Raw genomic sequence first — 14,840 nt, forward strand, 5'->3', positions numbered from 1 at the left:
TCCTTTTGTTTTGATAACAAAAAAATGAGAAAAAGCTCATGTTTCGAGAAACCAAAAGAAAATCGCTCTAAACAAAGAAATGCGGTTGACTTACCTTATATTATCTGTTATTTTCTTATATAAAATTAAATAGAGGAGTGGTCTAGAAAATGTCTAACTGGGAAACAAAATTTGTGAAAAAAGGTCTTACATTTGATGATGTTTTATTAATTCCAGCAGAAAGTCATGTGCTGCCTAATGAAGTGGATATGAGCATCCAACTAGCAAAAAATATTAAGTTGAATATTCCTCTAATCAGTGCGAGCATGGATACTGTAACGGATAGTAAAATGGCAATCTCAATGGCTCGTCAAGGTGGTTTGGGAGTTATTCATAAGAATATGAGTATTGCGCAGCAAGCAGACGAAGTTCGTAAAGTAAAACGTTCTGAAAGCGGCGTAATCATCGATCCATTTTTCTTAACGCCAACAAATTTAGTGGCAGACGCTGAAAACTTAATGAGTAAATATCGTATCAGTGGCGTACCAATTGTAGAAACAATGGAAAACCGTAAATTAGTAGGGATTATTACAAACCGTGATATGCGTTTTGTAACGGATTATCAAATGAAAATCGATGAAGTAATGACAAAAGACAACTTAGTAACTGCCCCAGTTGGTACTTCTCTAAAAGATGCTGAAAAGATTTTACAAAAACATAAAATCGAAAAATTACCGATCGTTGATGAAAACAACCGCTTGAGTGGGTTGATCACAATCAAAGATATTGAAAAAGTAATCGAATTTCCTAATGCAGCGAAAGATGAGCATGGTCGTTTATTAGCGGCAGCTGCTGTTGGTGTTACAAGTGATACATTTGAACGTGCCGAAGCTTTATTGGAAGCTGGAGTAGATGCAATCATTATTGACACGGCTCATGGACATAGTGCAGGTGTTATCCGTAAAATCAAAGAAATCCGTGATACTTTCCCAGAAGCTACGCTGATTGCTGGAAATATCGCAACGGCTGAGGGAGCGAAAGCTCTTTATGATGTAGGTGTCGATGTTGTTAAAGTTGGGATTGGCCCAGGTTCTATTTGTACGACTCGTGTTGTAGCAGGTGTCGGTGTTCCTCAATTAACAGCGATTTATGATGCCGCTTCTGTGGCTCGTAAATATGGAAAAGCAATTATTGCTGATGGTGGAATCAAGTATTCAGGAGATATCGTTAAAGCTTTAGCAGCTGGCGGACATGCCGTTATGTTAGGAAGTATGCTGGCTGGGACAGATGAATCACCAGGTGAGTTTGAGATCTATCAAGGTCGTCGTTTTAAAACATATCGTGGGATGGGCTCATTAGGTGCAATGGAAAAAGGGTCAAGTGATCGTTATTTCCAAGGCAGTGTCAATGAAGCAAATAAATTAGTTCCAGAAGGTATCGAAGGCCGTGTTGCCTATAAAGGAAGCGTATCTGATATCGTATTCCAAATGATTGGTGGATTAAAATCAGGTATGGGGTATGTAGGAGCTGCAAACTTGAAACAATTACGTGACGAAGCGCAATTTATCCAAATGAGTGGAAACGGATTGAAAGAATCTCATCCCCATGATGTTCAAATTACCAAAGAAGCACCTAATTATTCTGTAGAACAATAAAAAAATGCGTATGTCTTAATCGACATACGCTCTTTTTTATTGTTTATTGTACAGGACGCTCATCTTTAGAACCGTAATACATATGCAGAGGCTTAGCTTTCTTTCCTAGTAATTCTTTAGAAGGTAGGATCTCGTAGCCTTCATTACGTAAACAGTCAATCACAGCAGCAACAGCATCAACTGTTTCTGGATGGATATCATGCATTAAAACGATTGTGTCATTATAAGCTGTCTCATCAATCCGTTTAATGATGGCTTGAGCATTGTGGCTTTGCCAATCTTGAGAATCAACCGACCATTGAATGATTGGTTTACCAATGATTTTCGCTACTTCTTTGTTCACAGCACCATATGGCGGTCTAAAATCAGTAGGTAGTTTGCCGATGGCGTGATAAATAGCTTTATCTGTTTTTTGGACTTCATCTTTCACTCTTTGTGCATCGACACTGGTTAATTGAGGATGCGAGTAGGAGTGACTAGCTACCTCGTGACCTTCTTCGGCTACTCTTTTTACAAGAGCTTCGTGTTTAACGACGTTTTGTCCTAACATAAAGAATGTTGCTTTGACGCCTTTTTCTTTTAGGATATCTAGAAGTCTCGGTGTAGTTTCAGGATTCGGTCCATCATCAAATGTTAAAGAGATATATTTTTTATTTGGGTCTAAAGGTTCTGGTAAAGCCCCTTGAATAGCAGTTGGATCAACAAATTCTGGATTTATATATCCAGCGATATCTTTGTACGGTAATGTAATTTCTGTTTTGCCAGTTGGGTTTTCCGGAAGTCCTAAGCTGATTTTATCAGAATAGTAAGTGAATGCAGTTCCATCTAAAGAAATCTCAGGCATATTGAGTATACTATCGATGATTGCATTGCCATCTGAACTTTCAGAGAGTAATGTTTGTTCAATCACTTGTTGAACTGCTAAAATATTTGCTTCACTCATAAAAATATCTTGTAGTGTCAACGGCTGCTTTGTTTTTTGATTGACGAATGCTGTATTTTTACCCATCTCGGTTTTCTCAGACCAATCCTCATCATTATAATCCCAAGTATACGTATCAACAACTGGTTGATAACCAATGACTTGATCATTGATCTTAAGCATCTTTATGTGACCGACAAGCTTGATGGCTGTTTTTTTTGAGCTGTCTTTTTCAGTAGCAGTCATCAAAGTTGCTAATTCAGTTTTTATTGCTTCTAATTGAGGGATAGAATCAGATGCAGCAGGTTCATAGGTTAGTGTTTGAATATTGCCCTCTGTTTTCTCTTGCTCGGTACTTTCAAGTTCCTCCTGCTTTTGAGAATCTCGAATTTTTGTTAGCAGTGCCGCTTCTTTTTGCTCAAAATCACTATTATCTTCTAGCTCACTAGCTTCTTTTGGTTTATGTTGCATCGCATAGGTTGCGTAGACACCGCCACAAATTAAAATAATAGAAATAGTTAAAATAGATGCAAAAGCTAATTTTTTTGAAAAAACACGTTTCTTTTTTTCGCGGCGGCTGTTTCTGGTTCCTCGTGGGTGATTATTTCTCTCCATAACGTTTGATCCCTCTAATTTATAAATTTGATTATATACAGTAATCTAAATGTATCATGCCTATTTGGGACTTTCAACTGTCATTTTATGATGGAGATGATTCTTTTGATTTATTTAATTTTTTTTATTAATCTAAAAAAATTATTTAATCACTTTTAAATTACCCATATAAGGAACTAAAACTTCAGGAATCGTCACTGTTCCATCTTCATTTTGATAATTTTCTAAAATAGCTGCAACTGTTCGGCCAACTGCTAAACCTGAACCGTTTAACGTATGAGCATATTGAACTTTGTCATTTTCATCACGGTAGCGGATCATCGCACGACGTGCTTGGAAATCTTCACAGTTTGAGCAAGAGCTGATTTCCCGATAAGCGTTTTGAGCTGGGATCCAAACTTCTAAGTCATAGGTTTTTGCGGCAGAAAAGCCCATGTCTCCTGTAGCTAATGACATAACTCGGTAAGGAAGGTTTAGCTTTTGTAAAATATCTTCCGCATTTGCGGTCATTTTTTCTAATTCTTCATAAGAATGGTCTGCATCACTGAATTTCACCATTTCTACTTTATTGAATTGATGTAAACGAATCAATCCTCGTGTATCGCGACCAGCACTGCCTGCTTCAGAACGGAAAGATGGACTCAAGGCTGTAAAGTAGATTGGTAAATCTTTACCATCTAAAATTTCGTTATTATAATAGTTTGTCAGAGGAACTTCCGCAGTTGGAATCAACGTCATATCAGTGCCTTCTAATTGGAAAACATCTTCTTTGAATTTAGGAAATTGTCCAGTTCCAAACATAGAATTACTGTTTACGATATAAGGAGTCATCATTTCTGTATACCCATGATCATAAACATGCATATCCAACATAAAATTATATAATGCTCGTTCAAGTCTAGCACCTAATCCTTTATAATAAACAAAACGACTACCAGATACTTTTGCGCCACGCTCGAAATCAAGAATATCTAAATTTTCGGCTACATCCCAATGAGGTCTTGGTTCAAATGCGAAATTTCTTGGCTCGCTCCAACGACGAACTTCAACGTTATCTTCTTCGTCAGCGCCGACAGGTACTGAATCATGAGGAAGGTTAGGTAAAGTTGTAGAAATCTCTTGTAGTTTGGCATCTATTTCCTCAATTTCAGTATCCATCGCTTTGATGTTCCCGCCAACTTCTTTCATTTCAGCGATTTTGTCAGTAGCATCTTCTTTATTCCGTTTTAATTGTGCGATCTCAGCCGAAACATCATTACGATATTTTTTCAGTTCTTCTGTTTTCACTAATAAGTTACGACGACTTTCATCCAAGCGTAAAAATTCTACTAATACTTCTTCTTTGACACCACGGGTTTTCAACTTTGCTTGTACTTCATCAAAATTTTGACGGATCATTTTTACATCTAACATATTTATTCCTCCTTATTTTAAAAGCGTAGCAGACTCGTTCAGCCTTGACAGAAAAATAGGGAAATATGAACGTGGCGTTTTTTGCCACAATCATATTTTATCTTTTTTCCAAAAGGCTAGTCTGCGAGGCTAGATAACATATAAAAGCGTGGCTAGATAATATTGCAGCAAAATAAAAAGCCACTCCATCCCCAGAAAAAATTCTTGGGACGAAATGACTTGAATTTCGCGGTACCACCCAAGTTCAGCATGATGCTGCCCTTGTAGTGCAGATAACGGCTGCCACCGGTTTGGCTTATTTCGTCAAACGCATAGAATAGAGACGGACTTCTTTATAGTTGAATATTTGCTTTCACCACCGCAAACTCTCTTTGATTCATTACTATAAATACTTTTTCTCTTTGCTTGTCACTAGGATACAAAACTTTTGTTGGGATGTCAACCTTGGTAAGTGATTAATGTAAATATAATTGAAAGTTCATTTTTTGTTATTTCTTAGAATATAATATCGATTCTTTAAAGAGTATGATAAAATAGTAATCAATTAGTGAAAAATCAATTAATAACCCTTAATAGCTTGGAGGATAGAGCTTGAATAAATCAAGAAGGAAAACATGGATTCAACTGAGTATTTTATTGTTAATAGTCTTTATAGCAATCAGCGCTTATTTTTTTTGGTTGGTGACATCTCAAAGTAACTATCTTGGCATTGGAGGTAGAAAAGAAGGGAATACGTGGGTTGTAACAAAACTACAGGCTGATGGTGCAGCTAATAGTAGTGGTGTAAAGATAAATGATGAACTAAAATTCATCAATAAACAATCAGTAAACGAGAATAGTCTATTGAATAATTGGCTGATTGTAGAACAAGCTAAAAGTGTGGTTGTTGCAAGAGACGGTGAGTTACATACAATATTGTTTTCTAAAAATAATCGAAATTTTAAAGTATTTTGCATTTTCTTCATTATTGGTTTGGTGTATCTTCTTTTTCTGATAGGACTTTCCAAAAAACAATTAGCCAATAATAGCTCTAAACGATTTTATCAATTTAGTGTGCTAGCTATTTTTACGTTGTTATCAGTTGTTCCTTCTAGTATGGGAAATTATTTGGGGCGGCTCATTATTATTTTGTTTATCTCAGCTTTTCCTTTTTATGTCTATACGTTTTTAGATAAATCTAAATCAACAAATATAGTCAGTAGTAAAATCGTACGATTTATTGGATTAGTCGGATTAGTGAATATTTCTCTGATGCTCATTGTATATTTTGTTCAATTACCTGTTGTTTTAACTGAATATTTATCCGTAGGCGTATTTTACTTGCTGGGTTTTATTCTGATTATTCTATCAATCAGTGATTTACAAAAAAGATTTTCTAGTAAGACGAGAAAAGAAGGAACACAAGTCAATTTATCCTTAATCAGTCTATTGAGTTTCGTCCCCTTATTTTTATTTTACATTTTACCTACTGGCTGGGTAGCACCGTTTTATTTAGTAGTTATTTTTACAATATTTCCAATTTTTGGTGTAATTCATCTGTTGATATTATCACGTTTTTTAAGATATAGGTATCGGATGAACCAAGCACTGTTATATTTTATTCTCGCTTTTATTTTATCTTTTACGATAATTCTAGTCTCCTTATTAGGTAGATATGTTCCTCTTGCTATCTTATTGTGCTATGTTTTTCTGTTGATTTCCTCTTTTTTCCCGTTGATTGGCGAACTGATTTTAACTGTGAAACGAAATAAAGAGTATAGTGATCCAGTTTCATTATTTGTCGCTGTTGAAGATGAAAGAGAAAGTATCTCTACTTACATTCATGACACGGTTATTCAAGATGTCATCTATTTAATGAAGATTGCTGAAGAAAAAGAGAGCAGTATCGCAAAAGAAGTGATTATTCAGGAATTAGACGAAGTAATATTTAACTTGAGAGAGCTATGTTCAGATATCTATCCATTGATGATTAAAGAAATGGGGTTGACCAATACGATTGTTTCTATGATTGAACAGACAATGAAGAAATATTCTGTGGGAATTACGCATAGTATAGATACAAAAGTAGAGCACTACCCAGTGAAAGTGAATAATTTTATTTTGCGTTCCTTGAAAGAGTTTATGAACAACAGTATTTTGCATGGAAAAGCAGATGAAATCGAATTGATTATCACGTGTAAGGATGAGTTTTGTGAATTTAAAGTATTAGATAATGGGAAATATGTTCAAAAGAAAGCTGATACTCACGCACATTTTGGATTGGAAGTAATTAAAGAAAAATTGATTTTGCTTGGTGGGGAACTATTGATTGAAACAAATGATCAAACGATTATTACGATGACCCTTCCTTACGATCATTTAAAAGGAGAAATGATATGAATATCAGAATGGCACTAATTGATGACCATCGACTTGTACTAGAAGGGCTGCGTAATAAATTAGAAACAGTTCCAGAATTTGATATAATTGGAGCCTACACAACAGTAGAAGAATTTTTGATTTGTATTAAGTACAAGAATATAGATGTCGTAGTGATGGATCTGATGTTAGATGGTGTTCATGGATTTGATTTGGTAAAGAAAATAAAAGGTATGGCTAATAGTGATGTGAAAGTCATTTTGATTTCAGGCTTTTATGAAGAAATGCTTCATAAAAGAGCATTAGAACTAGGTGTAAAAGCATTTCTTCGTAAAGAGACAAGCTATGAAGAACTTATTAGTACAGTAATCAATGTCTATAAAGGAAATCATGTAATCCCTGATTTTCTAGTTTCAATAGAAGAAAATCCGATTTTAAGTGAAATAGAAATAAAAATTATCAACCTAATTGTCAATGAATATACAAATGAAAAGATTTCAAAAGAACTTTATGTAAGTCGAAGAACAGTTGAGTCTCATGTAACTAATATATGTAGAAAACTTGGAGTAAACAGTCGAATTGGTGCAGTTAGAGAAGCAATTAAATTGAATTTAATCGATTAATGAGGAAACCCGCAAAAAAACATTCGGAAGATACGGATGTTTTCTTGCGGGTTTCCTTTTATGCTAAGTATATCAAATGGAAATGAGGGGAAAAAATGGTTGTTGACGAAATACTTGGTAAGTTTGAAACTAGATATTTTGGTTTGGGACACAAAAATACAGAATACAGTTTGCTAGATGGAGTAGAAGAGAACACCGCTAGTTCGGAAATTGTATTTGTCGCGAAGATCAATCAATCATGTGGTTGGTCAGAAAAAAATGGGGAAAGTTTGAAACCACATTTAAGTACGGTTGATGGATTGATATTGGCCGTTTTAGTCGCAGAGGATTATTTGTGTAGATACAATCCGGAGATTTGTCTGGAAAGTTTATATTTAGCTTCTTTTGAAATCAAGGCAGGAGTAGTACCTGTTGAAGATCTAAGGAGAATACCGATGATCTTGGAAAAAAGAATCATTCAAAAAGATAAACAGGAATTTACTGTTTTCATTTTAGGAATGAGAATTACACTTCAGTTGAAGAAGTGTAATAGTACAACTATACAAAATAAAAATAGCAAAGAACAAGTAGCACATTACATGAGTAACCATTTAAAAAACTTACGTCATGATATCCAAAATATTGAAATTTTTAATGGAAAAGAAATGATGTGTGAAGTAACTCGATCAATGCAAAGTGAGGTTATCTATTCTGGAATAGGGAGTAAGGTTGCTCAAGCGATGTCTTTGATTGAATGGTTGATTATTTTTTCTCAGATGAGTCAAGTTGTTGCATATAACTTTGACGATATTGAAAGGAAATATAGCGATACTTTCTGGATGCGATCGGCTAAGGCAGAAATGGATGAGCCTTATCAATATAATCCAGAAAAAGTGCTTGTTTCTGGTGGAATAAACAGAACTCAGGTTATTTCAATGAACAACGAGAGCTGGAGAACATTCAATATGGCTGGTGAAACAGCTGATAGTAAAGTTAGATTTTCAGGGAAATTAGCTCATAAGGTTCCTGAAAAAGTAAGTAGTGGGAGTGAAGAACGTGGATAAGAAGGAAATCAGGCTAGTAATTTCAGGAACGTATTCTACAGGAAAGACCACTACTACAACAGCATTATCTATAGCGACGGGAATTCCTCTGATTAATGCGTTATCTGCAAGAGAAATTTTAACTGATTTGTATCCCGGTCGTCGTTTTCAAGATATGAATGCTACAGAACTATTAGCACTTGGACTCAAACGAATGGAAGAAAGAATTAGAGAAGAAATGGCACTTTATCAAACTTCTGGAAGCTTTATTTCAGATGGATCTGTAATGAACGAATGGATATATGGAACAGTAAGGATGAAGGTTGGTATAAACCCTGGATCATCCTTTTCTCACAGAATGGCAAAAGCCGTACTAGGGTTGCCAGCTCGTGGTTTTTTCAAAAAATATTTGGATGCTTATGGACAAGTCGCCAATCAACATGCAAAACAGTGGTATACAGATACAGTTCACTTGCCAATAGAGTTCGAAATGGAGTCAGATGGACATCGCCTAGTTTCAGAAAAATATCGAATGTTATCAGATCAAGAATTAAAAAATGCATTCATCAGTATTGGTTTAGAACCTAAGCTTGTAATGGGGAGTCAAGTCGAACGTGTCAAGAAAATTGTTGAGTTGTATCATCTTCCCTTAGTAGTTCCTGTTGAAGAAGCTGTGAAGCTAGCAGAAACAAGAATTCAAAAAAATCGAGAAACTGTTGCTCAAAGGATTATTGAACAATATTCAGAACCTGGATTAAAAGAGAAATTTTTGATCATGACAAAATATTAGTTAGCTTTATGGGCTTGCATCTCAGAAGAAAGATAAAACCAGAATGTGCCAAAGAACGTCACAATCCTGTTTTCCTATTTTTCGTCAATGTAAAATGGCTCATTCAGTTTTAAAAATTAGGAGGATATAATGCTAGAATTTAAAAATATTAGTAAAGAGTATGAGGTAGGAGACCAAAAGGTAAAAGCGCTGGATGATGTAAGTTTTACAATTGAAAAGGGGAAATTCACTGTCATTTTAGGACCCTCTGGATCAGGGAAAAGTACGATGCTGAATTTATTAGGGGGAATGGATCGTGCTTCAAGAGGGGGCTTTTGTTTTGATGGACGAGATATAACGAAGCTAAATGACTTTGAATTGTCCGTTTACCGCAGAGATGTTGTAGGGTTCGTTTTTCAATTCTATAATCTTATACCTAGTTTAACTGCGTATGAAAATATTGCTATTGCAGCACAATTAACAGGAAATCAAGATAAGGCAGAAAATTATTTGAAAAGAGTAGGGTTAGAGCATAGAAAAAATAATTTTCCAACACAAATGTCTGGAGGTGAAATGCAGCGTGTGTCGATTGCTAGAGCTTTAGCAAAGTCGCCAGAATTATTGCTTTGTGATGAACCTACAGGGGCTCTAGATTCAGGCACAGGAATAAAAATCATGGAAATTCTAAGAGAAGCGGCTAATGATTCCAACACAGCGGTTGTTATGGTAACACATAATGCAGAATTCGCCAGTATCGCTCACAAAGTAATTCGTCTGCATGATGGCAATGTTGCGTCTATTGAAGAAAATCCTCATCCAATCGATGTACAGGAGGTTCAATTATAGTGAGTTTTCTAAATCTAAAATTAAGACGTGATATTTTTAAAAATTGGACTCAGTTTTTCTCGGTATTTTTAATGTCATTTTTAAGTGTTTTAGTATTTGTTGGATTGCAAGGAGCATGGGGCGGCTTAGAGAAAAGTTTGGATAATTTTACCACAACAGCTAATTTAGCAGATTCTTGGGTATATAGTACTGGTTTTACAAATGAAGATATTGAAAAAATTAGTGAACTTTCTGGAGTAGAGAAGGTCGTTGAAAAAACACAGATCAAAGTAACCGATATAAGAGATGATACTCGAGAAAAATATTTATCAGTGGATACATACTCTAGCGATAACTTATCAACACCTTTTCTAACAGAGGGACATGAATTACCTACGAAAGAGGAAGAAGGAATTTGGCTAAATAAGGAATATGCTACTGAAAATAGCATCGCAGTGGGAGATGCTATTCAATTAAAATACAGGGAGCATCAAGTCAAATTAAACGTAAAAGGGTTTATTCAATCTCCAGAAAAAATTTACTATACTGGTACACAAGAATTTATTGCCCCTAATTATTCGGACTATGGCTATGGAATTATTTCACAGAGAACCTTACAGCAGAACTTTCAGTACCGAGGTCCCTCTAATGTAATTGGAATGAGAAACGCTAAGAATGATATTCGTAAAAATATTGAAAGTATCTTAGGAGTAAAACAGATTGCTTATTATAATAGGGAAACATTAAATGAGGTAGCAAACGCTTTAGATCGAGTTGGACAAATTCGTAATTTATCGTATATGTTCTCATTTATCTTTATCTTACTTGCAATTTTAGCCATGTATACAACTATCAGAAGGCTAATTGAATCTCAAATAAAGGAAATTGCTGTATTGAAGGCATTGGGATTTTCCAATCTTAGTATAGGTGTTCATTATGCTAGTTATGGTTTTTTAATTGGAGGAGGAGGAGCTGTTCTTGGTGCATTAGTATCTCCATTACTGTCTTGGTTTGTTTTGAATACGCAAAAAGACATGTTTTCAATTCCTGAATGGACGATTTCGTATAACTATACTTCGTTGATTGTTATTTCGATTGTTGTCTTTACGTGTGTGTTATCAGCTTTCTTAGCTTCCAGAGAAGCAAGAATAGGGTTGCCAGTATTATTTCTTCGAGGAGGAAATACAAAAAATGTTCATTCTATTATTCTTGAAAAAATGCCCTTCTTATGGAATGCATTAAGTTTTGAAAATAGATGGGCTTTTAGAGATGCGGCTATTAATAGAGTCAGGATGTTAATGGGAATTATTGGTGTAGCTGGTGGAATGATGTTGCTTACAGCTGGCTTTGGTATGCCGGAATCGATCAATCATTTAGTAGATAAAGCATATAATCAAGATTTTACTTATGATAGAAGACTAGAAACGACAAACTTTGACGCGTTGAACGATGAATTTGACGGACAAAGTGTACAAATTTTACCAGCTAGATATACGCCAGATGACGGATACAATCGTTTGCTGATCATTATAAGCAAAGGCTCATTTGTAAATATGAGAACAAAAGATAATAAAACTGTATCGAATGACGGAATCTATTTGACTAATGGGTTTGCAGAAAGAGCTAACTTAAAAGTAGGAAATAAAGTTAAGGTACGATCTTCCTTAGATACGAATGATTATGAGTTTGAAGTCAAAGGGATTATTACTAGCGAAACGAACCAAGGCGCTTATATTATGCAAGAAACTTGGGAGAAAGCGGGTGGGAAATTTGCGCCACATACTTTATTAGTAGGAGCAAATCTAGCAGTATCAGAACTAAAAAATAATTCGAATGTAGAATCAGTGATTAACATAGTGGATCAAAAAGAAAACGCATATGAATTCGTTGAAAGCTTAAGTAGTATTTTCATGATGATCGTGGTATTTGCTATATTGTTGGTTGTAGTGGTTTTATATAATTTAGGAACACTGAATTTTGTTGAAAGAACAAGAGACTATGCGACATTAAGAGTACTTGGTTTTCATAAGAAAGAGCTAAGAAGAATTACAATGATCGAGAACCTATTTACAACAGTAATCGGTTGGCTCATTGGAATCCCATTAGGATTATGGTTTTTAGATCAGTATGTTAAAACTTTTTCAACAATACACTTAGAATATACTTCTTATATAGGCGTACTCAATTTGACATTCGCTTCACTTATCGTGTGGGGGTGTTCATTAACAACAACTTTCTTTGTTGGAAGAAGAATACAAAAGCTTGATATGGTGGAGTCATTAAAGGGTGTAGACTAAAAAAATAAGAGTTAGGAACAATACACACTCAGTGTAATTCCTAACTCTTATTCTTGTTAACTAATTTCTTTTCAAAGGCAAATGAATAATAAATGAGGTCCAACGATTATCAGATGTTGCATAGATATATCCTCCATGTAATGCAATAATGCTTTGTGCAATAGCTAGACCAAGACCTGTTCCACCTGTTTCTTGCGAACGTGATTCTTCTACCCGATAAAAACGATCAAATAATTGATCTAAAGATTTCTTAGGGATAGGTGGACCATCGTTTCTAACAGCAATTACAGCTTCAGTTCCAACTTTTTCTACATCAATGACGATATTTTTACCACCTTTTCCATATTTAAGCGCATTTGATAAGAGATTATTGAAAACACGCACTAACTTTTCAGTATCTCCATCCATTTTGATTGAAGCCGGATTGGCATTGACTTGAATAATCATGTCATTTTTGTCTGCTTCAAGCTCAAAATCAGCAGCAAGTTGCTCAATTAGTTGGGCCATGTCAAAATTGATTGAATTGATTGGGACAGATGGCTGACGAACTTTTGTATATTCAAAGAGATCGTCAACAAGTAGTTTCATCTGTTTTGCTTTTACATAAGCTGTATGTGTGTATTTCAGTAAATCCTCTTGATTATGAAATTGCCGATCTTCAATCAAACCTAAATAACCTATAATAGAAGTTAAAGGTGTTCTGATGTCATGACTGACATTTGTGATCAACTCATCTTTTGATTTTTCGATTTTTCGCTCATCTTCGATAGCCGCAACAGTACTATCAACTAAACCATTAATACTGGTAACAACTTTAGCCAAGTCACCGCTTAACTCGAAAGGAATGCGATGGTCGTAATTACCGTCTGCAATATAATGCAACTCACTGATGATGTGACGTAATTGCATTTGACGATAACGCCGAATCAAACGCCAATACAATACACTAACATCAACGATAAAGAAAATCGGGATTACGAACTTGCTTAAACTCCAAAATAAATCCGTATTTAGCTCTTGAGCGAAAGCACCTTTAGTTGCCCAAATGATTCCTTGTAGTGTCTGACTACCACTAAGCAGAACTGTAATTGAAACATTTAATAGAAGTAACAGGATAATCGTAACGATTCCCTCAGCTAATAATTCACTGATTTCTTTAGATGTTAATGTGATTCTCTTTTGCTTTTCGATCTTCTTTTGTCTAACGAGCATCGATCTTATATCCAACTCCCCAAACTGTTTGAATGACTTTTTCTCCACCAGTTGCTTCTTCTATTTTATCTCTTAAGTGGCTAACATGAACCATCACTGTTTTTGCAGAGACGATGCTTTCTTGTTGCCACACGCGTTCGAAAATTTCGTCTGCACTAAAAACACGGTTCGGATGACTAGCTAATAGATATAAGATCCCAAATTCTAATGCAGTTAGCTGGATTTCCTTTCCATCAACTGTCTTTACTTCGTGAGAGTCTTTATTGATAATTAGTGAGCCGATTTCAAGTACATCTGGTTCATCAGCTTTTTGTTGCATTTGGCTACGTCGTAAAATAGATTTAACTCGAGCCATAACTTCCAGTGGATTGAATGGCTTTGTAACATAATCATCTGCACCAGCAACTAGTCCTTTGATTTTGTCCATATCCGTTGTTTTAGCAGTTAACATAATGATTGGAATTTGAGATTCCTTTCGTAACTCTTTCACAACTTGCATACCGTCCATGATTGGCATCATTATATCTAGTATAAGTAGATCAATATCTGAAATAGTCCGAATTTTCGATAAAGCCTCTTTTCCATCATAAGCTTTAACGACTTCATAGCCTTCGTTGTGAATATAAATACTCAGTAGTTCTACAATCTCTTTATCATCATCAGCAACTAAAATTTTCATATCATTCATTTCCTCCATATATATAGTAGAATTCTTCTTCTTCATTCTAACAAAAAAATAGAAAAATTGACAAAAACAAAGAGAAGTTACGGTAAATTTAGAATATGTTACCAAAAATTAAGAAATAGGGGGAAAAGAGCTGGTTTTTTGCTCAAAAGCGAACAATAAAGAACAAAAGGAATAAAACAATCGGGAACGAAAAAAAATTTAAAAAAAGTGCAAATTTTAGTTGACCTAAGCCTATAATCTTGGTATATTATATCTTGTCGCAAGGCACTGATGAAACACGCCAAACGATAGATATAACATAACAGTCCGAGTTTGAAAAAAAATTTTGACAATCAGCGAAATAGTTGTTGACAAACAATAACTAACCTGATAAACTAGTGAAGTTGTCATGAGAAACAACGGCAACAAAGCGGAAATAAAATAACATTTCAAGTTCAAAAAAACTTGGAAAATCAGGAAGAA

Annotated in this window: 11 protein-coding genes and 1 other annotated feature; of the genes, 7 read left to right on the forward strand and 4 right to left on the reverse strand. The window is 35.0% G+C overall.

The features are described from left to right. Positions 1 to 149: 149 nt before the first annotated feature. Entirely contained in the window at positions 150 to 1,634 is a 1,485-nt protein-coding gene (gene guaB / locus ATZ35_RS05600) for an IMP dehydrogenase (protein WP_010770220.1), read from the forward strand. A 43-nt stretch (positions 1,635 to 1,677) separates the two neighbouring features. On the opposite strand, the gene ATZ35_RS05605 is transcribed toward guaB, so the two are convergent. Next, on the reverse strand, positions 1,678 to 3,171 hold the full coding sequence (locus tag ATZ35_RS05605; protein ID WP_208929873.1) for a polysaccharide deacetylase family protein: 1,494 nt from the start codon (positions 3,169 to 3,171) through the stop codon (positions 1,678 to 1,680). A 141-nt stretch (positions 3,172 to 3,312) separates the two neighbouring features. Beyond that, positions 3,313 to 4,584, reverse strand: coding sequence for a serine--tRNA ligase (gene serS, locus ATZ35_RS05610; RefSeq protein WP_208929874.1), 1,272 nt, complete (start codon positions 4,582 to 4,584; stop codon positions 3,313 to 3,315). A gap of 202 nt (positions 4,585 to 4,786) precedes the next feature. Further along, positions 4,787 to 4,998: a binding site (T-box leader), on the reverse strand. A 177-nt stretch (positions 4,999 to 5,175) separates the two neighbouring features. Here serS and ATZ35_RS05615 point away from each other — a divergent pair. The 6 genes from ATZ35_RS05615 (at position 5,176) to ATZ35_RS05640 (ending at position 12,478) form a co-directional block, all read left to right on the forward strand. Beyond that, positions 5,176 to 6,963 carry an ATP-binding protein gene (locus ATZ35_RS05615; RefSeq protein ID WP_208929875.1) on the forward strand — a complete coding sequence of 596 codons (1,788 nt, stop codon included), beginning with the start codon at positions 5,176 to 5,178 and terminating at the stop codon, positions 6,961 to 6,963. Further along, a complete protein-coding gene (locus tag ATZ35_RS05620; protein ID WP_208929876.1) occupies positions 6,960 to 7,565 on the forward strand; it encodes a response regulator transcription factor in 606 nt (201 codons plus the stop codon). The genes ATZ35_RS05615 and ATZ35_RS05620 overlap by 4 nt, the downstream gene beginning before the upstream one ends. 95 nt (positions 7,566 to 7,660) lie before the next feature. Beyond that, complete coding sequence (locus ATZ35_RS05625) at positions 7,661 to 8,608, forward strand: AvrD family protein (RefSeq protein ID WP_208929877.1); 948 nt, start codon at positions 7,661 to 7,663, stop codon at positions 8,606 to 8,608. Then, on the forward strand, positions 8,601 to 9,377 hold the full coding sequence (locus ATZ35_RS05630; protein ID WP_208929878.1) for an AAA family ATPase: 777 nt from the start codon (positions 8,601 to 8,603) through the stop codon (positions 9,375 to 9,377). The genes ATZ35_RS05625 and ATZ35_RS05630 overlap by 8 nt, the downstream gene beginning before the upstream one ends. 129 nt (positions 9,378 to 9,506) lie before the next feature. Beyond that, a complete protein-coding gene (locus ATZ35_RS05635; protein ID WP_208929879.1) occupies positions 9,507 to 10,202 on the forward strand; it encodes an ABC transporter ATP-binding protein in 696 nt (231 codons plus the stop codon). Continuing rightward, complete coding sequence (locus ATZ35_RS05640; RefSeq protein WP_208929880.1) at positions 10,202 to 12,478, forward strand: ABC transporter permease; 2,277 nt, start codon at positions 10,202 to 10,204, stop codon at positions 12,476 to 12,478. Before ATZ35_RS05635 ends, ATZ35_RS05640 begins: the two co-directional genes overlap by 1 nt. A gap of 60 nt (positions 12,479 to 12,538) precedes the next feature. Here the strand turns inward: ATZ35_RS05640 and croS are convergent, their stop codons facing one another. Together croS and croR are read right to left on the reverse strand one after the other, a co-directional pair. Further along, the gene (gene croS, locus ATZ35_RS05645) at positions 12,539 to 13,690 is read right to left on the reverse strand and encodes a sensor histidine kinase CroS (protein WP_208929881.1); all 1,152 of its coding nucleotides are present in this window, start codon (positions 13,688 to 13,690) and stop codon (positions 12,539 to 12,541) included. Then, positions 13,680 to 14,369, reverse strand: coding sequence for a response regulator transcription factor CroR (gene croR / locus ATZ35_RS05650; RefSeq protein WP_086277585.1), 690 nt, complete (start codon positions 14,367 to 14,369; stop codon positions 13,680 to 13,682). The genes croS and croR overlap by 11 nt, the downstream gene beginning before the upstream one ends. Positions 14,370 to 14,840 lie beyond the last annotated feature (471 nt).

It is taken from the genome of Enterococcus rotai, assembly GCF_001465345.1.
Classification (GTDB): Bacteria; Bacillota; Bacilli; order Lactobacillales; family Enterococcaceae; genus Enterococcus_L; species Enterococcus_L rotai.